We start from the raw sequence: 18,790 nt of genomic DNA on the forward strand, positions 1-18,790 counted from the left end.
TTTAAAATTCTGTTGGGGGCTAAAAACTATCAGGCGCTTTTAGCTAACGCAACAGGTTGTAGCAGTTGATCACCGGCGTACAGGCGCGCATTCAGGCTGCCAACGTAGTAACGGCCACCGCGTACCGGCGGTTCGTTGCCATCCGGCAGCACCACGCTGACCGGTTCCTGATGCCAGCCGATCGGCTGTACGGTCATCTGCCAGAAATGGCCGCGTGGGCTGACTTCCAGCACCTGCACCGGCAACGGACAGCGGTCGCTGCTCTCGGTACCCACTTCCATTTCCCACGGGCGCAGGAACAAGTCCACGCGGCCCTGATGCATTGGCTGGAACGACAGCGGCCACTGGTGCGCACCGACGAACAGCTGAGAACCGCGGATCTCGCCGCTCAGACGGTTTACTTCGCCCATAAATTCCAGCACGAAGCGGCTGGCCGGTTCACGTACAATCTCTTCCGGCGAACCAACCTGCTCAATATTGCCCTGGCTCATCACCACGATGCGGTCGGCCACTTCCATCGCCTCTTCCTGATCGTGGGTAACGAACACGCTGGTGAATTTCAGCTCTTCATGCAGTTGACGCAACCAGCGGCGCAGCTCTTTACGCACCTGCGCATCCAGCGCACCGAAGGGTTCGTCCAGCAACAGAATTTGCGGTTCGACCGCCAGAGCACGCGCCAATGCCACGCGCTGTTTCTGGCCACCGGAAAGCTGTGACGGATAACGGTTAGCCAAATGGGCCAACTGCACCATTTCCAGCAGCTGGGTCACTTTTTGTTTGATCGCCGCGGCATTCGGGCGCTCACGGCGCGGCAGCACGGTCAGGCCAAAGGCGATGTTATCGAACACCGTCATGTGGCGGAACAGCGCGTAATGCTGGAACACGAAGCCCACCCGGCGATCGCGTGCATGCACGTGGCTGACGTCGGTGCCGTGGAAGCCCAGCTTGCCGCCGCTCTGGCTTTCCAGCCCAGCGATAATACGCAGCAGCGTGGTTTTACCGGAGCCGGACGGCCCCAGCAGCGCCACCATCTCACCGGAGGCAATATCGAGCGAGATATCGTTCAATACCTTGGTACGACCGAAAAATTTATTGATACCGTTAATCTCAATGCTCATGATTTTCCTCCCGCTCGAGACGTGCATTCTGACGTTCCAGACGCCATTGCAGGCCACTCTTCAAAAATAGGGTCACTATCGCCATCAGGGTCAGCAAACCGGCGGCGGTAAAAGAACCGACCGTGTTGTAATCCTGTTGCAATAACTCAACCTGCAGCGGCAGGCTGAAAGTCTCACCGCGAATAGAACCGGACACTACCGATACCGCGCCGAACTCACCGATGGCGCGCGCGTTGGTCAATACCACGCCGTACAACAACGCCCAGCGAATGTTGGGCAACGTCACCCGGCGGAACATCTGCCAACCGGAAGCGCCCAGCAAAATGGCGGCCTCGTCTTCCTGACTGCCCTGGCTGAGCATCATCGGCACCAGCTCACGTACCACGAACGGACAGGTCACGAAAATGGTCACCAGCACCATGCCCGGCCAGGAGAACATCAGCTGGATATTATGCGCATCCAGCCAACCGCCCAGCAGGCCATTACTGCCGTAGAACAGCAGGTAAATCAGCCCCGCAACCACCGGTGAAACGGCGAACGGGATGTCGATCAGCGTCAGCAACAGTTGGCGGCCGGGGAAGGTGAAACGCGTCACCAGCCAGGCCAGCAAGGTGCCGAAAATCAGGTTGAACGGCACGGTAATCAAAGCAATCAGCACCGTCAGCCAGATAGCGTGCAACATGTCGTGATCGACCAGGTTGCCCCACATCACACCCATCCCTTTGGAAAAGGCCTCGGCGAAAATCGAAATGATCGGCACCACCAGCAGCAATACCGAAAACAGCACGCCGATACCGATCAGCGTCCACTTGCCCCAGTTGACGCGCGGGCGTTCGACGCCGTTAAACTCAGAGATATCCGCCATCAGTGCCCCCCGATACGTCGGCCAAAGCGGCTCTGCAGAACGTTAATGCTGAACAGCAACAGCAGCGAGGCCGCCAGGATCACCGAAGCAATCGCACTGGCCGCCGGATAATCAAATTCCTGCAAACGAACAAAAATCATCAGCGAGGTCACTTCCGTCTTCCAGGCGATGTTGCCGGCGATAAAGATCACCGCGCCAAACTCGCCCAGGCTGCGGGTAAAGGAGATCGCCGTACCGGCCAACAGCGCCGGTGCCAGCTCGGGGATGACCACACGGCGAAAGCTCTGCCAGCGTGTCGCGCCCAGGGTTTCTGCCGCTTCTTCGTATTCCGGCCCCAGTTCTTCCAGTACCGGCTGAACAGTGCGCACCACGAACGGCAAGCTGGTAAACGCCATCGCTACGGCAATGCCGAGCCAGGTAAAAGTCACTTTGATGTCGAAATGCGCCAGCCATTGGCCATACCAGCCAGTGGTGGAAAACAGCCCCGCCAGCGTCAGGCCGGCTACCGCCGTCGGCAGTGCAAACGGCAGATCGATCAGACCGTCCAACAGCGTGCGACCGGGAAAACGATAGCGGGTCAGGATCCAGGCCATCAGCATGCCAAACACCGCGTTAAACAGGCTGGCAACGCCCGCCGCCAGCAGCGTGACTTTATAAGCCGCCACCACCTGCGGGTTGGAAATCACTTCCCAATACTGCGCCAGGCTCATCTGCGCCAACTGCATCACCAACGCGCTGAGCGGCAACAGCAGGATCAGGCAGGTATAAAACAGGCTGCTCCCCAGACTGAGGCCGAACCCAGGCAGAACCCGCTTGCTGGTCAACGACAACATTACTTATGCCCTGCGGCTAACAGTTGATCCAACTCACCACCGGTGGAGAAATGCGTTTTCATCACCTGCGGCCAACCGCCAAACTGATCTTCCACCCGGAACAGCTTGGTCTCCGGGAACTGGCCTTTGGCCGCGGCCATCGCCTGCTTGTCGTAAACACGGTAGTAGTAGCTGGTGATCACCTGCTGCGCTGCCGGGCTGTAGAGATAATTAAGGTAATCCTTGGCCGCCTGTTCGGTGCCATTTCTTGCCACGTTTTTATCGACCCAGGCCACCGGGAACTCCGCCAGAATATCGACCGGCGGCACGATCACCTCGTATTTGTCTTCGCCATACTGCTTGCGAATATTGTTCACTTCCGACTCAAAGCTGATCAGCACGTCACCCAGGCCACGTTCCACGAAGGTAGTGGTCGCGCCGCGGCCGCCAGTGTCAAACACCAGCACGTTTTTCAGAAAACGGGTCATAAAGGCGCGGGTTTTGGCTTGGTCATTGCCATCCGCCTGGTTGGCGGCACCCCAGGCGGCCAGATAGGTATAACGGCCGTTACCGGAGGTTTTCGGGTTCGGGAACACCAGCTTCACGTCGTCACGCACCAAATCATTCCAGTTATGAATGCCTTTTGGATTGTCCTTACGCACCAGGAAAGCCATGGTGGAATAGAAAGGTGAGCTGTTGTTCGGTAAACGGGTCTGCCAGTCAGCCGGGATCAGTTGGCCGCGATCGTGCAGGATCTGCACGTCGGTCACCTGGTTGTAGGTCACGACATCGGCGCGCAAACCCTGCAGGATCGCCAGCGCCTGCTTGGAAGAGCCGGCGTGGGATTGCTTGATGGTCAGCTTGTCGCCCGGATGCTGCTGGTTCCATTGCTGCTCAAAACCTGGGTTCAGCGCGGTAAACAATTCACGGGAAACGTCATAGGAGCTGTTCAGCAATTCCGTTGCCGACAGCGGGCCGCTGGCTAACAGCGCCGCCGCCAACCATCCTTTCAGTACGATATTTTTAACCCGCGTTTGTTTCATTGTGCACCTTATTACTGAGTCATTCCGTCGGGCTTTCGCCCTGATGTTGACCAGTGTATTTATAACTAGGTGCGGAGCTGTAACGCTTTTATATACCGTTTAGTGATTTTCAAGCATCAAACGCTATAAGGCAGGAACGGAGCGGCATGGCAGAGGGGGAAGTAAAACCGGAGCAGGCGTAGCCAACCCCGGTAAAGGTGTTACAGCGACAGCAAACGCGTCAGTGATGGCGCAAAGTAATAACTGCCGGTCACCGCACGGCTGAAACGCAGCATCGCGTCGCGTTTGCCGTCCAGATCGCCGAACATGCTCAGCAGTTGCTTTTCGATGTTGTGCAGGCGCGCGCAGTAGGCGATGAAATATAGCCCGTGCTTGCCGCTGGCGGTGCCGTAAGGCAGGCTTTGGCGCAGGATCTTCAGGCCCTTGCCCTCTTCTTTCAGATCAACGCGGCTGACGTGCGAGGTGTCCGGGCGTTGCTCCGGCGGCAGTTCTTCGCTGTCATGTTTGGTACGGCCGATAATCTGCTCCTGCTGTTCGGTGGTGAAACGCTGCCACTGACGCAGGTTGTGTTCATAACGCTGCACCAGCACGTAGCTGCCGCCTGCGTCTTCTTCGCCTTCGGCAATCACCGCCACTTCCGGTCGCTTGTCGCCCTGCGGGTTTTCCGTGCCGTCGATAAAGCCGCTCAGGTCACGCTCTTCCACCCAGCGGAAACCGTGGGTTTCTTCTTCAATTTTGATGGCGTTGCCGAACGCCGCCAGCGCGGCCTGGGCCAGCGTGAAGTTAACATCATGACGCAGGGATTGAATATGGATCAGCAGGTCACGCTGGGTGGCCGGTGCCAGCCCTTTGCCGAGCGGGGTGAATGGCTTCAGCTCTTTGGCGCCCTGACCGCTGGACAGGTCATGCCAAACGTCATAGCCAAAGGCAACCACCGCGCCCAAATGCGCATCGGGGAACTGCTGTTGCAGCTCGCTCAACGTCTGGCAAAACTGCTTGCAGCCCTGACGGAGTTCGGCAAATTCGCCCTGTACCGTGGCTTCCATAAAAATGGCGAAACGGCAGTGTTCCAGCAAAATGCCGCTCTGAACCTGTGTCATTGTCGTTATCCTCAATAGCAGAATCGGGTAACAGTAGCCTGTTACGAATGCGCAGCATCATACCGCAAGCAAGGGTCATTGCCTTGCCCGAACGCAAAGAAAATAAGGATATCCGTCGAGATGAAGGGAGCTGGGGCGCCGCAAATCGGGCGCCCAAAAAGAAAGGCTTACTGAGGTTTAGCGTGCCAGATGATCTTGCTGATCGTCCAGCTTTTCAGCGTGTCATCCGGTGGGATGATGTCCTGCTGGCCAGCCCACTTGCCGCTGAAGATGTAGGTCACGTACTTGCTCTGCTCCGCCACACACTCCACTTTGCCGGCATCGTCGCCGTCGGCCGGTTTACAGGCACCGAACGCTTTGCTGTACAGATCGCTGAACGGCGTACCAAGTTTGCTGCCCCACTCGGTCGCCACCTTGCTGTCCATCACGTCCACCCGTTGCACGTGGCCCTTGGGTTCACCGGTGATCACCAGTTTCACGTCATTGCCGTCCATCGCCTGATAGTAAGAAACTATCTGGCCCTGGCTGGTGGCCATGCCGCCGCGCAGGCGGTAATCGCCTTTCAAGCCGTCGTTGATGGCGCTTTCCGACATCGGGGTGCCGGCGTTCAAATCGCCAACGCCCTTGGCGCTGACCTCAAGGCTGCTGTCAAACCAGTTAAGCGGCGACAGGCTCGACCAGGAGAAGTTCGACATCGTCGAACAGCCAGTCAGTAACAGCGGGAGCCCTAACAATAGTGGGCGAATATTCATCTCTAGCTCCTTAACATCAAAGGCATGGGCCCGGCGTTTTGCTGCGTGCCAGCCTCTCACAACTGCCCACGCTTCGCCATCGGTTGCGAGCTTGGAGTGCAGAAAATAGGAAAAGTGCCGCCGCAGGCGGCAATTACCCGGCTTCGTTCTGTACGGTAAAGCAGGCTTTTAGCCGCTGGTTCAGCAACAAATAGGCCAGGGCCAATGCATCAAGCAGTATCAGGACAGCATCCAGCGGTGGCTGATTGTCGGCCTGTTGCCACAGGTTGAACACCGAACCGCCCAGTGCCGCCAGTAGCGAGAGGCAAAGCACCCAACGCCAGGCGCGCCACAATCGCGGCCATTGGTGACACCGTGGAGCCAACAGAAATGCCAGCGCCGCCGGCAGCCCCAGCATGATGCCGTACCAGAACCTTTGGGTGTCAGGATAAAACAGCTGCAGCAGCCCTTCCCCCTGCTGGCGCGAAGCACCGGCCATCACGAACAAAATCCAGGTCCGGGCCTGTAAAACCAGCACGCCCCAAAACCACAGCGGCAAACGCAGCGCGCCATGATGATCGTAATCGTCGGGGGAAAAACGGTGTGGGAGTGACTTCAACGTCGGTTCCTTGCCAATTTCATTTTATTACTCCTTCAAATGGGAGTCCTGTTTAGCATTTTCAATGTGCCCGCTTAAGAACCCCTTAAGATTTTCATGCTTTACTTAACCCCATCAAACCAGCAGTCCTGATTGGCAGGGCTTTAATTCTCGATTGAGATAAGGAAGCTTCAAATGAAAAAATATACCCTGGCCGCATTAATCGCTCTGTGCAGCGCACCGGTTCTGGCACAACAAGGCGGGTTCCTCGATCCTGCGGCACCGCAGACACAAACGCAAAATACCCAGCAGGGCGGCTTCTCCGGCCCAAGCGCAGCGCTGACCACGGTAGACAAGGTGAAGTCGATGAGCGATGACACCTGGGTGATGCTGCAGGGCAATATCGAGCAGCGCGTTGGTGACGACACCTATACCTTCCGCGACGCCAGCGGCACCCTGACGGTGGAGATCGACAAAAAACGCTGGAACGGCCAGACCATCACCCCGAAAGATAAAGTGCAGTTGGAAGGGAAAGTGGATAAAGACTGGAGCAGTGTGGAAGTGGATGTGAAGAACATCAAAAAACTGCCTTAACACGCAGCAACGGGCGGTGAGGTTTCACCGCCCGAATAACCACTCAATATTCCTGATCTTCGATCAGTCGTTTGCCCAGATTGGTCACATTCTGGATCTCGTAACCGAGTTTTTCGTACATCTCGATCACCGTGTCGTTGTCTTCACGCACCACCAGCTGGATCTTCGGGCATCCGCGCGCGATCAGCTTCTTCTCCAGACGGTTAATTAACGCATTGGCAATACCGCGCCCGCGATAATCAGGATGCACCCCCAGATAATACGCCGAACCGCGATGGCCATCGTAACCGCCCATCACCGAGCCCACGACTTCTCCGCCCACTTCGGCAACCAGAAACAGGTCCGGATCGTGATTCAGTTTACGCTCGATATCCATCTCGGGATCGTTCCACGGTCGCAGCAGATCGCAGCGCTCCCACAGGGTAATGACTTCTTCAAAGTCGTCTTGTCGAAATACGCGAATTTCCATCGATGTTCGCCGCTGTTAATTAAGATGTTTATCTGATTATCGCGTGATTATTCACTTACGCAATATCAAACTGCGATTTACCCCAGCAATTATCCAGAAATAGTCGGTAACCCGCGTAATAAATGGACATAGTTATCAGGTCGATTAATGATTATCAATACGATATAACGTCGCAAAATAGAATTTGTCGATGGAGCGTAGCATTATGAAAAAGCAGGTTAAACAATTCCTCAATTTTAAGCCGCTCTCCGTTTCCCCCACGCGACGTCAATTACTGCTCTCCGGCCTGGCGTTGGTACTGCTCGGCAGCAAAAGCCAAAGCGCCGAAGCCGAGTCCGGTGGCATGCTGCGCAACCAACATCCCAAACCGACAAGCAAGCCGGCAGCTAAACCGTCCGGCAGTAAAAGGCTGGTGATGATCGACCCAGGTCACGGCGGTATCGACTCCGGCGCGGTTGGCAGCGAAGGCTCACAGGAAAAGCACGTCGTGTTGGAGATTGCCAACCACGTGCGCCGCATCCTGCACGAACAGGAACACGTCGAAGTCCGTCTGACGCGGGAAGAAGACGAGTTTATCCCGCTGTTCCAACGGGTGGAGATTGCCCACCAGCATCAGGCCGACCTGTTTATCTCGATTCACGCCGACGGTTTTACCAGCCCGGAAGCCTCTGGCGCTTCGGTGTTTGCCCTGTCCAATCGCGGTGCCAGCAGCGCCATGGCGCGTTACCTGTCCAACCGTGAAAACGCCGCCGATGACGTGGCCGGTGGCAAGTACAAAAACCAGGACAACTATCTGCAACAGGTGCTGTTTGATCTGGTGCAGACCGATACCATCAACAACAGCCTGACGCTCGGTCGCCACGTGCTCGGCCAGATCCGTCCGGTACACCACCTGCACAGCAACAGTACAGAGCAGGCGGCATTTGCGGTGCTGAAATCCCCGTCTATTCCGTCAGTGCTGGTAGAAACTTCATTCATTACCAACCCGGCAGAAGAGCGCCTGCTTGGCACCACCGCCTTCCGCGAGAAAATCGCCCGCGCCATTGCCGATGGGGTGATCAGTTTCTTCAGCTATTACGATACGCACCAACGAAAACCCGGCTGATACTGCCAGCCGCGGTGAATAAAGGTATACTCTGCGCCTTGTTCAGTCAGACGCTGTGAATTATCCCGTATGAGTTTATCGACCATCGCTGAAGTAAAATCCTTCCTGCTGGCGCTGCAGGACCGCATCTGCAGCCAGTTGGCCCAGGCCGACGGCAGCGCCGTTTTCAACGAAGACCGCTGGACGCGTGAAGAAGGCGGCGGTGGCCGCAGCCGGGTGTTGACCGACGGTGCGGTGTTTGAACAGGCGGGCGTCAACTTCTCACACGTCTCCGGCGCTACCCTGCCCGCTTCCGCTACCGCGCATCGCCCCGAACTGGCCGGACGCAGCTTCCAGGCGATGGGCGTCTCGCTGGTGATCCATCCGCGCAGCCCCTACATTCCTACCAGCCACGCCAACGTGCGCTTTTTCATTGCGGAAAAACCGGGTGAAGAACCGGTGTGGTGGTTTGGCGGTGGCTTTGACCTGACGCCGTTTTATGGCTTCGAAGAAGACGCCGTTCACTGGCACCGTACCGCCGAACAGCTGTGCGCGCCCTTCGGGGAACAGGTTTACCCCAAATACAAAAAGTGGTGCGACGACTATTTCTTTATCAAGCACCGCAACGAAGCACGCGGCATCGGCGGCCTGTTCTTTGATGACCTGAACACCCCGGACTTCGCCACCTGCTTCGCCTTTACCCAGGCGGTGGGCGAAGGCTTCCTCGAGGCCTATCTGCCGATCGTAGAGAAACGCAAGGCGCTGAGCTGGGGCGATCACGAGCGTCAGTTCCAACTGTATCGCCGCGGCCGCTACGTGGAATTCAACCTGGTCTGGGACCGGGGCACGCTGTTCGGCCTGCAAACCGGTGGTCGTACCGAATCCATCCTGATGTCGATGCCGCCGCTGGTGCGTTGGGAATACAACTATCAACCGGCGGAAGACAGCCCGGAAGCGGCGCTGTACCGTGATTTCCTGCCGGTACGCGATTGGCTGAAGGAGCCGGAATGATGCAGATTTGGGTTGATGCGGACGCCTGTCCCAACGTAATCAAAGAAGTGCTGTTTCGGGCGGCGGATCGCACCGCAATGTCGGTGACGCTGGTAGCGAACCAGCCGCTGAGAACGCCGCCGTCAAAACACATCCACACCCTGCAGGTGGCGGCCGGTTTTGACGTGGCGGATAACGAAATCGTGCGCCGCTGTGAGAAAGGCGATCTGGTGATCACCGCCGATATCCCGCTGGCAGCAGAAGTGATAGAGAAAGGGGCGGTGGCGCTGAATCCACGCGGTGAACGTTACACCCCGGATACCATTCGTGAGCGCCTGAACATGCGTGACTTTATGGACACCCTGCGCTCCAGCGGCATCCAGACCGGCGGCCCGAATACGCTGAATCAGCGCGACCGTCAGCAGTTCGCCAACGAGCTGGACAAGTGGTTGCAGCAGGCAAAACGGGCGCAGTAATTGCGCCCGCATTTCGCTTAGAATCGCACCTCGCCGCCGAAGATATAGGTTCGGCCGCGGGCGGTGTTGGTCGGTGAGAAATCCCGTGATTGTGATGGCATGGCGTTCATCTTGTTCAATGCATCGGAATAATCTTTGTCCATCAGGTTCTGCACGCTGAATTTCAACAGCAGATTGCGGTTGAATTGATAGGTACTGTACAGATCGATAACGGTCGGGATATGCGGCGCAGGCTCTTTCAGCAATTGCTCATTCTCATCGACGTTAGAATCGGGAGAAAGGCGCACAGCCTTGCCGGTGTATTTCACCAGCCCGCCCAGCGTCAATTTCTCATCCAGCAAACGCACACCCGTATCCAGCGTGAAGTACAACTCCGGTAACTCGCTGATATCACCAGCACCGAACACATTGCTGGCCTGATTGGTCGGCTGACTGGTGTGCTCCTTGCTCAAAGACAGTTTGCTGTAGGCGAAACCGGCGTCGTACATGGCCTCTATTTCCACCCCACGCGACCTGACTGGCTCGTAAGAGTTGCTGTACATGGTCATGGCGACATTCACATCGGCGTTATCCCATTCCTCCTGACTAGTCTGGGCACGATTACATTTTTGGCGATTGCTGCACACCATGTAGCTCTGGCTGGAAATGTAATTTTTGATTTTCGACTCAAAATACACCGCCTTGAGCTGGAAACTGTCCTGTTTAAACAGCAGGTCATGAGCATTGGCGTTAAAACCCGCCTGATAGGTTTCTGCGGTTTCCCCCTTAAGGAACGGGTTCATCGACTGCCCGCCGCTGTTGGCGAAGAACACCTCCTGAATATTCGGCCCACGCATCGATTTGTTGTAGCTGACGAACGGCTGCAGCCACGGCGTCACCTGTGCGGACAGCATCACCGCCGGGTTAAAGCCGTGCTCTTTCAAATTGATGGCGCTGGCCCCCTGCGGGAAACATTGCACCCGATCGTCGCAAGCCGGTTTATAGCCGGAGATATCATAGGCGCTGTAGTTCAGGTCAAAGTTACCCTGCCAGATGCCGTAATTAAGCTGCAGCCCACTGTAAAGGCTGGCAATGTTTTGTTTGCCTGCAATACCCACCGGCGAACTTTCCGCCTGACCCTCATCTGTCACCAACCCGGAGGCGCGCTTCTTGTATTCGTTGCGGATCAGCTTGCCGCCATAGCTAAAGGCAAAATCGACCTCCTGCAGGCTAAAGCGACTGGTATTATTCATATCCAGCGCGTCGGAGATATTTTTTGCGGTGCTGTCGCTGAATCCCGCCATATTATCGGACATAAACTGCTGTTCGCCCCGGCTGGTACTGGCGGTCAGATTAAAATCAATCAGCTCTGAAAACGGGGCGTAATGATATTTAATATAAAAGTCATTACTGTCGATATGGCGGCGGGTGATCTTGTTCTGATAAGTTCGGGCCGACAGTTCAATGCTATTGAACGCATCCGGTTTAATATCCACTTTATATAACTGAGATTTGGGATTCTGACGATAGGTTTTATCGACATTAAACTCTTCACTGTCAAACCCTGAACCGTTCTTATAATTAGAGGTGATAGAACTGCCGCTGATAGCCGCCATGGCTCCCAAACTACCGCCGTCGCCGAATGCGTCGGTTTTCCCACCCACGGCAATCATACCGCTGCGGCCAATACCGTTATTGCCTACAGAAAATTTGGTGCGCACGCCAAACGGGTTATCCGAAAACACCACGTCATCCACACCAATAGTACGGAAGTTGGCGCTGCCCGCCAATGCATTGACACCAGCGGAACCCGTCGCATTACCGCGTGCCACATCAACGCCGACGATAAAGTTAGGATCGATCAGCGCACCAAACTGACTGGTGGGCAAACCGCCATGCGCCGCGTCGCTGGGTGAACTGCCATAATAGTTCTGAGTGATGCCATCGACCATGGTATTAACGCGGCCAAAGCCGCTCATGCCACGGATATTAACGCTGACCGAACCCTGACCTGGGTCTATCTGGGTATAGGTACCCGGCATGCTGCGCAGGATGCTGTCTACCGACTCCAGATTCTTATTTTCCCCGCGTGAGCTGAAAGCGCCGGGCTTTTCCAGCGCTTCTTTTTCACTGCTACTGTTACTACTCTCTGCCGCCGAAACATTCAATGGGCTGAAAACGACCTGGCCCTTTCCCGCTTCAACCCCGTTCTGCGCAGCCGTCGCCATCCCGCTCAGCGCTATTCCCGCGCCGATCAGGCTTACTATTAATTTGATTTTCATATATCCCCAGAAATTGCCAAAAAGATTTGGTGGCCGACAATGCCCAGCAAAAAGCCCGCCGAAATCGACGGTAAATTGATTTTTTATAGTTTTAATAAACCGCCGGGTTTATTACCCGACGGTGATAGTGGTTATTTCTGTGTTTTCTGATCCATCGCCATAATAAAGCTGTATTCCAGAGCGTTATTTTCCAGCCGCGTCAGGCGACCCGATTTCCCGCCGTGGCCGGCCGTCATATCGGTCGCCAACAGCAACACTGAATTGCCCTGTTTAAAACGACGCAGTTTGGCTACCCATTTGGCCGGTTCCCAATATTGCACCTGGGAATCGTACAGACCGCTGGTAACCAGCAGGTTCGGATAGGCCTGTTTACCCACGTTGTCATACGGGCTATAGGACTTGATCAACGCATAAGCCTGCGCTTGATTCGGGTTGCCCCACTCTTCGTATTCACCAACCGTCAGCGGAATGCTGTCGTCCAGCATGGTGGTCAGCACATCCACGAAAGGCACCTGCGCCACCACCGCGTTATACAACTGCGGAGCCTGATTGATAATCGCCCCCATCAGCAGCCCGCCCGCACTGCCGCCCATGGCGTAAATGCGACCCGGCTGGCCATAACCCTGTTGGATTAATGCCTGGGTAGCGTCGATAAAGTCGCTGAAGGTGTTCGGTTTATGAGTCAACTTGCCCTGTTGGTACCAGTTCTGCCCCAGTTCACCGCCACCGCGCACGTGGATTAGCGCATAAACGAAACCGCGATCCAGCAAACTAATGCGGTTGGCGCTGAAGGCCGGATCCATACTCATGCCATAGGCACCATAACCGTACACCAGCAGCGGGCTGTGCCCCGGTTTGAACATGGCTTTGTTGTAGACCAGCGAGACCGGCACCTTCACACCGTCACGGGCGTTAATCCACACCCGCTCGCTGTGGTACTGGCTGGGATCCACCCCCTTCACTTCCTGCTGTTTCAGCAGGGTGCGCCCGCCTTTGTTGAGATCCCATTGGTAGGTGCGGGTTGGCGTCGTCATGGCCGAATAGCCATAGCGCAGCTGCTGGTTGTCCGGATCCGGGTTATAGCCCAGCCAGGCCATATAGCTGGCGTCATCGAACGGAATACTGCGCTGGGTTTTACCGTCCCAACTGATTTGCCGTAGTTGCACCAGGCCATCAGCACGTTCCTTCACTACCAGCCAGTCGCGAAACACCGTGAAACCTTCCACCTCGCGTTTTTCCTGCGGTGCTATCAGCGTTTGCCATGGCTTGCCGACGGCCGCGGTCTGGTACAGGCCAAAATGCGGGCTTTGGTGGTTGGAACGCAGATAAAACTCACCACGATAGTGGTCTAAATAATACTCGTAGCCGTTCTTGCGCGCGGCAAACAATACCGGTTTACTCAGAGGCTGATTAGCGTCAATCAGTCGCGCCTCGGAAGTGGTATTACCGCTGATGGTAATAATGACGTAGTCACGAGAAGAAGAGCGACCCAGGCTCAAATAGAACCCACCATCATTTTCCTGATATACCAGCTTGTCGTCCGCTACCGGCGTGCCGGACTGGTGGCGATAAACCTGATAGGGCAACAGGGTTTGCGGGTGGTTGCGAATATAAAATAGCGTCTTGCCGTCATTGGCCCACGCCATGTCACCGGAGGTGTTTTCAATCACTTCCGACGCCCATTTTCCACTGTCTATTTCACGCAGCGAAATACGGTACTGCCTGCGCCCTTGCAAATCTTCAGCGATCGCCATCTGCTGGTTATCCTGGCTTATCTCCATCCCACCCAGGCGATAATAATCCTGCCCCGCCGCGCGTTGATTGGCATCCAGCAAGGTTTTCCAAGGCGCATCGGCCGTCAGGGCCTGGCGCTGATACAGAGCAAAATCTTTGCCTGCCGCATAGCTTTCCTGATAGCGATACCCGTTCAGTTGATAAGGCACCGAGCGCTCTTCCGGGCTGATGCGGCCCAGCATTTCCTGATACAACCTATCGCGCAGTTTTTTATACGGCTGCATCATCTGCTCGGTATAACGGTTTTCCGCCGTCAGATAATTCAGCACCTTTTTATTCTGCCGGCTGTCATCTCGCAGCCAATAATAATCATCCACCCGGGTTTCGCCCTGGGCAGTTAATTGATGCGGGATAATCTCAGCGCTGGGTGCCAGCGGCTCCGCCCTGGCGGCCTGGCCCAATAAGCTCAATGAAATCATGGCATAGATGGCCGTTCGGCCCGACAGAAGTGGATGTTTCATAATCCCTCACGATGGTTTGGCATCAGCAGCCCCGCCCTTTGGTTAGGTAAATAAAAAGCCGCTGCTCATAGAATAAATTATTGGCCGGTGTTCAACGCCGCCAGATTAAAATCGATGGGCATCGTCACCTGAACCTTGCCCTGCCGCAGCATTTCGACCGGCGGTGGCGGCAGAGGCTGCGCCCGCATAACCACGGCTAACGCTTCCCGATCCAGCGAGGCAGTGCCCGACGGGGCATGCAAGGTCAGATCGAAAACCCGTCCCTGTGCATCCACAGAAAAAGACACCTGCGGCATGCCACTACGGCGGCGGCGCTGGGCGTCCGGCGGATAGCGTTTGATGCGGTTTAGCATTCCCTTTACCCGACTTTCCCACGACAGTGTGACCTGCTCGCGACTTGCGGAATCGCTGTTCAGCGGCGCGGCCGTCTGCCGGGCCATGTTCAAGGATTTCGGTGCGGCAACGCTGGAGACAGCGGCGCGTTTAACCTCTTTCACCTGCTGTTCCGGCTTTGGCTGGGCTTTTTGCGGGGGTCGGTGTTCGGTCCGCTTTTTCTCAGCTACGCTAATCCTGGTCTTTTCGGCCCGCGCCAGCCTGGGCAAGTCCGGCTGCTCCTGCTGTTCGGCAGGTTGCGCCGCAGCGGACTCAGCCTGTTGCACGCCCAACGGCAGCGGCTTGGGGCTTTCCGGTGCTTCAATCTGCGCCGCCCAACTCATCATCACCGCCGGTGGCGGTAGCTGCATCGGCGGCAACGATGTGGACGGCCAATAAAACAGCAGCACCAGCGCCAGATGTGCCGCTAGCGCACATAAAAATCCGCGCGCCCAGCGCGGCTGTGGCATTGAGGCGAGCGGATAAGATAAAGCCTGACTTAGCATAGGGATATTAGATTTCTTAATTACGAATGATTTTAGATCTCATTTGCTAATGATAATCATTTGTAATTTGTATTAACAGTTCTTTTCACCGTCTTAACCTAATCATTTAACCGCTGGAGTCACCCACAGGTAATCCGCTACCTGCTTATCGACCTGCACACCAGGCTCAGCCAGCATCAACACGGTCGGCAAAGCGGTCGGCTGCAGATCCTGCACGTGCAGCGGCACCCCCACCGATTTTGAAGCATGATAGCCGCCGGCAATCAGTAGCGTCGGCGTCGGCGCGGCCAGCAAACGTTCAGCCATACGTCGATCGCGTTGCTGTTGGATAGCCAGCATGGCGTGCAGCTGTTGAGGCTCAATTTTCCCACCGTGCGACGTACGAATCGTTTCCTCCAGCGCCTTCTGCACCGCTGGGCGCACCGACAGTTGGCCTTGCGGGAAAACCGGCTGCTGATAAAACGCCATGATTTCATCGCGATCCAGGTTGGCCGCCCAAAGTGGGTACGGCGCGCGCATCGCCGCCATCGTCAAATCGCCATACAGCGACCATTTCCAGCCAGGTTGCCAGTCGATCAACTCCGCCACGCGGCTGTCACGCACCGCCGGATTACCCTGCAGCCACTGTTTCACCTGACTCACCTTGGCCTGTTGGCTCGGGTTAATCATCTCCATCAATACGCTGCCCTGCGGCCGCCGTTGCGGTAAGTTTTCCACCAGCCACAGTTCAATCTGGTGGTGGTACGGGTTGTCATGTTTTTCCCCGACGATAACCCGTGGCTGAGCAGCCAATCGGCTCAGCAATTGCTCGGGTGACAAACTTTCGCCACTGCGCAAGTCGGTAATTTCCCCCAGGTTATCAAGGCTGTTTTTCGGCGAGGAAACCGGGGCCTGACTGCAGGCGCCCAGTGCCAGCGCGGCCAATAAAATCAAAAATCTCATCATGCTGCCCTTGTAATAAAAGTGGCGACATTATAGATAATAATTATCATTTGCATATAGAGAACCCCCTTTCCTGAGAAGCTGATAACGGTTTTTACTTTATGGTTTCCGCTCACACATTGATTTCGTGAAGTATTGCGGGTATAACCGATAGCCATTTAGCTGTTTAGACGTCTACACGGATAGAATATTATGCACACAGCCGTTCCCGCCGAAGGGCAGTTCAAACGCACCATGAAGGCCCGACATCTGGTGATGCTGTCACTGGGCGGCGTGATTGGTACCGGGCTGTTCTTCAACACCGGCTATATCATTTCCACTACCGGTGCTCTCGGCACCCTGCTGGCCTATCTGATCGGCGCACTGGTGGTCTATCTGGTGATGCTGTGCCTGGGTGAACTGTCGGTGGCAATGCCCGAAACCGGTGCCTTCCACGTCTACGCATCACGCTATCTTGGCCCGGCCACCGGTTACACCGTCGCCTGGCTGTACTGGCTGACCTGGACGGTAGCACTGGGTTCCAGCCTGACCGCCGCCGGTTTCTGCATGCAGTATTGGTTCCCGCAATCACCGGTGTGGCTGTGGTGTTTAATCTTCTGCGCGGCGATTTTCCTGCTTAACGTGGTCACCACCCGCTTCTTTGCTGAGAGCGAATTCTGGTTCTCGCTGATCAAGGTCGTTACCATTCTGGCGTTTATCATCCTCGGCGGTGCTGCCATGTTCGGCCTGCTGCCGATGAAAGACGGCACGCCGGCGCCCTTCCTGCATAACTTGACCGCCTCCGGCTGGCTGCCAAACGGCACCTTGCCGATCCTGATGACCATGGTAGCGGTGAATTTCGCGTTTTCCGGTACCGAACTTATCGGCATTGCCGCCGGTGAAACCGAGAACCCGGAAAAGGTGGTGCCCTGGGCGATACGTACCACGGTGATCCGCCTGATGCTGTTCTTTATCGGTACGGTATTTATTCTGGCCGCGTTGATCCCGATGGATCAGGCCGGGATTGTCAAAAGCCCGTTTGTACTGGTATTTGAACGTATCGGAGTGCCCTATGCCGCCGATATCTTTAATTTCGTGATCCTGACCGCCATTTTGTCGGCGGCCAACTCGGGCCTGTACGCTTCGGGGCGCATGCTGTGGTCGCTGGCCAACCAGCGTACCCTGCCGGCCTATTTCTCCCGCGTGAATAAACGCGGCATCCCGATTAACGCGCTGACCTTCAGCATGCTCGGCGGTGTACTGGCATTGCTGACCAGCGTGATCGCTCCGGACACGGTGTTCGTGGCGCTGTCAGCGATTTCCGGCTTTGCGGTGGTGGTGGTCTGGTTGAGCATCTGTGCCTCGCACTTCGCTTTCCGCCGTCATTATGTCCGCAGCGGCCAGCCCATTTCCGGCCTGAAATACCGCGCGCCGGGTTACCCGCTAACGCCGATCGTCGGTTTCACCCTGTGCCTGCTGGCCTGCGTCGGGCTGGCGTTCGATCCAGAGCAGCGTATCGCGCTTTATTGCGGGCTGCCCTTTGTCGCCCTGTGTTACATCGCCTATTATCTGACCCGCCGTGCCGGGCAAAAAACGTCTCTGGGAGAGAATCATGTCGGTTAACAACCCTGTCGCCACACTCTTGAGCGCCAACCCTACGCTGATTTTAGACGGCGCGTTGGCCACCGAACTGGAAGCCCGCGGCTGCGACCTGAGCGACCCGCTGTGGTCGGCGAAAGTGCTGATTGAAAATCCTGAGCTGATTTATCAGGTGCATCTCGATTATTTCAACGCCGGGGCACAGTGCGCCATCACCGCCAGCTATCAGGCCACGCCACAAGGCTTTTTGCGCCGGGGGCTGGATCAAGCGCAGTCACTGGCGCTGATTGCCAAAAGCGTGCAACTGGCGCAGCAGGCACGCCGCGACTATCTGGCACAGCACCCGCAGGCTACACCGCTGCTGATTGCCGGCTCGGTGGGTCCCTATGGTGCTTATCTGGCCGACGGGTCTGAATATCGCGGTGATTACTCGCTGCCGCAGGAGGAGATGATGGCTTTCCATCGCCCGCGTATCAGCGCACTGGCCGAAGCCGGGGTGGATTTACTGGCCTGTGAAACCCTGCCGTCCTTCAGTGAGCTACAGGCGTTGCTGACGCTGCTGGAAGAGTTCCCCACTCTGGGTGCCTGGTTCGCTTTCACCCTGCGCGACAGTCAACACCTCAGCGACGGGACGCCGCTGACCGAGGTCATGGCTCTGCTGCACGCCAATCCACAGGTGCTGGCAATTGGCATTAACTGCATTGCGCTGGAAAATGTGGCTCCGGCGCTGCAACAGTTTGCCGCACTGGCTGACAAGCCGCTGCTGGTCTATCCAAACTCGGGTGAACACTACGACGCGGTAAGTAAAACCTGGCATGCCTGTGGTGGCGCACACGGCAGTCTGATTGATCAAATTGGCGAATGGCAACGCATCGGCGCCATGCTGATTGGTGGCTGTTGCCGCACGACACCACAGGATATCCGCCAGATCGCCGCACGCTGCAAGGCATAAAAAAGCCTCCTGCGCCGAAACGCAGGAGGCTTATAGTCACTCAA

Annotated in this window: 18 protein-coding genes; 6 read left to right on the top strand and 12 right to left on the bottom strand. The window is 56.3% G+C overall.

Annotation, left to right across the window (positions count from 1 at the left end; all coding sequences use genetic code 11):
• Positions 1-29 precede the first annotated feature (29 nt).
• The 7 genes from cysA to FCL49_RS13430 all read right to left on the bottom strand — a co-directional run bounded on the left by cysA (position 30) and on the right by FCL49_RS13430 (position 6,288).
• Positions 30-1,118 (bottom strand): sulfate/thiosulfate ABC transporter ATP-binding protein CysA, encoded by a 1,089-nt coding sequence (gene cysA, locus FCL49_RS13400; protein ID WP_174353962.1) that lies wholly within the window; start codon positions 1,116-1,118, stop codon positions 30-32.
• On the bottom strand, positions 1,108-1,983 hold the full coding sequence (gene cysW / locus FCL49_RS13405; RefSeq protein ID WP_174353963.1) for a sulfate/thiosulfate ABC transporter permease CysW: 876 nt from the start codon (positions 1,981-1,983) through the stop codon (positions 1,108-1,110). Before cysW ends, cysA begins: the two co-directional genes overlap by 11 nt.
• The gene (gene cysT, locus FCL49_RS13410; RefSeq protein WP_012146168.1) at positions 1,983-2,816 is read right to left on the bottom strand and encodes a sulfate/thiosulfate ABC transporter permease CysT; all 834 of its coding nucleotides are present in this window, start codon (positions 2,814-2,816) and stop codon (positions 1,983-1,985) included. The genes cysW and cysT overlap by 1 nt, the downstream gene beginning before the upstream one ends.
• Positions 2,816-3,838, bottom strand: coding sequence for a sulfate ABC transporter substrate-binding protein (locus FCL49_RS13415; protein ID WP_012146169.1), 1,023 nt, complete (start codon positions 3,836-3,838; stop codon positions 2,816-2,818). The genes cysT and FCL49_RS13415 overlap by 1 nt, the downstream gene beginning before the upstream one ends.
• A 200-nt stretch (positions 3,839-4,038) precedes the next feature.
• A complete protein-coding gene (locus tag FCL49_RS13420; RefSeq protein ID WP_174353964.1) occupies positions 4,039-4,938 on the bottom strand; it encodes a Dyp-type peroxidase in 900 nt (299 codons plus the stop codon).
• 167 nt (positions 4,939-5,105) lie between these two features.
• Positions 5,106-5,690, bottom strand: a complete 585-nt coding sequence (locus FCL49_RS13425) for an RpoE-regulated lipoprotein (RefSeq protein WP_174353965.1) — start codon at positions 5,688-5,690, stop codon at positions 5,106-5,108.
• 133 nt (positions 5,691-5,823) lie between these two features.
• On the bottom strand, positions 5,824-6,288 hold the full coding sequence (locus FCL49_RS13430) for a DUF2919 family protein (RefSeq protein ID WP_174353966.1): 465 nt from the start codon (positions 6,286-6,288) through the stop codon (positions 5,824-5,826).
• A 174-nt stretch (positions 6,289-6,462) separates the two neighbouring features.
• Between FCL49_RS13430 and FCL49_RS13435 the strand changes: the two genes are divergently transcribed.
• A complete protein-coding gene (locus FCL49_RS13435; protein ID WP_174353967.1) occupies positions 6,463-6,861 on the top strand; it encodes a YgiW/YdeI family stress tolerance OB fold protein in 399 nt (132 codons plus the stop codon).
• 43 nt (positions 6,862-6,904) lie between these two features.
• On the opposite strand, the gene FCL49_RS13440 is transcribed toward FCL49_RS13435, so the two are convergent.
• The gene (locus tag FCL49_RS13440; RefSeq protein WP_061808110.1) at positions 6,905-7,330 is read right to left on the bottom strand and encodes a GNAT family acetyltransferase; all 426 of its coding nucleotides are present in this window, start codon (positions 7,328-7,330) and stop codon (positions 6,905-6,907) included.
• Between the two features lie 205 nt (positions 7,331-7,535).
• Between FCL49_RS13440 and amiA the strand changes: the two genes are divergently transcribed.
• The 3 genes from amiA to FCL49_RS13455 all read left to right on the top strand — a co-directional run bounded on the left by amiA (position 7,536) and on the right by FCL49_RS13455 (position 9,880).
• On the top strand, positions 7,536-8,435 hold the full coding sequence (gene amiA / locus FCL49_RS13445) for an N-acetylmuramoyl-L-alanine amidase AmiA (protein WP_174353968.1): 900 nt from the start codon (positions 7,536-7,538) through the stop codon (positions 8,433-8,435).
• Between the two features lie 69 nt (positions 8,436-8,504).
• Positions 8,505-9,425, top strand: a complete 921-nt coding sequence (gene hemF, locus FCL49_RS13450) for an oxygen-dependent coproporphyrinogen oxidase (RefSeq protein WP_174353969.1) — start codon at positions 8,505-8,507, stop codon at positions 9,423-9,425.
• Positions 9,425-9,880, top strand: coding sequence for a YaiI/YqxD family protein (locus FCL49_RS13455; RefSeq protein WP_037424104.1), 456 nt, complete (start codon positions 9,425-9,427; stop codon positions 9,878-9,880). Before hemF ends, FCL49_RS13455 begins: the two co-directional genes overlap by 1 nt.
• A gap of 17 nt (positions 9,881-9,897) precedes the next feature.
• Here FCL49_RS13455 and FCL49_RS13460 read toward each other — a convergent pair whose 3' ends face one another.
• From FCL49_RS13460 to FCL49_RS13475, 4 genes are all read right to left on the bottom strand, one after another.
• A complete protein-coding gene (locus FCL49_RS13460) occupies positions 9,898-12,141 on the bottom strand; it encodes a TonB-dependent receptor domain-containing protein (protein ID WP_174353970.1) in 2,244 nt (747 codons plus the stop codon).
• 131 nt (positions 12,142-12,272) lie between these two features.
• Positions 12,273-14,396, bottom strand: coding sequence for a S9 family peptidase (locus FCL49_RS13465; RefSeq protein WP_174353971.1), 2,124 nt, complete (start codon positions 14,394-14,396; stop codon positions 12,273-12,275).
• Positions 14,397-14,473: 77 nt separating this feature from the next.
• On the bottom strand, positions 14,474-15,274 hold the full coding sequence (locus FCL49_RS13470; protein WP_174353972.1) for a TonB family protein: 801 nt from the start codon (positions 15,272-15,274) through the stop codon (positions 14,474-14,476).
• Positions 15,275-15,376: 102 nt separating this feature from the next.
• Positions 15,377-16,216: a ChaN family lipoprotein gene (locus FCL49_RS13475; RefSeq protein WP_174354005.1), complete on the bottom strand. Its 840-nt coding sequence runs from the start codon at positions 16,214-16,216 to the stop codon at positions 15,377-15,379.
• Positions 16,217-16,408: 192 nt separating this feature from the next.
• Here FCL49_RS13475 and mmuP point away from each other — a divergent pair, with 192 nt between their 5' ends.
• Positions 16,409-17,818 (top strand): S-methylmethionine permease, encoded by a 1,410-nt coding sequence (gene mmuP / locus FCL49_RS13480; protein ID WP_174353973.1) that lies wholly within the window; start codon positions 16,409-16,411, stop codon positions 17,816-17,818.
• Complete coding sequence (mmuM, locus tag FCL49_RS13485; protein ID WP_174353974.1) at positions 17,808-18,746, top strand: homocysteine S-methyltransferase; 939 nt, start codon at positions 17,808-17,810, stop codon at positions 18,744-18,746. The genes mmuP and mmuM overlap by 11 nt, the downstream gene beginning before the upstream one ends.
• The last annotated feature ends 44 nt before the right edge of the window (positions 18,747-18,790 follow it).

The organism is Serratia proteamaculans, from assembly GCF_013337185.1.
In the GTDB taxonomy this organism is placed as follows: Bacteria; Pseudomonadota; Gammaproteobacteria; order Enterobacterales; family Enterobacteriaceae; genus Serratia; species Serratia proteamaculans_D.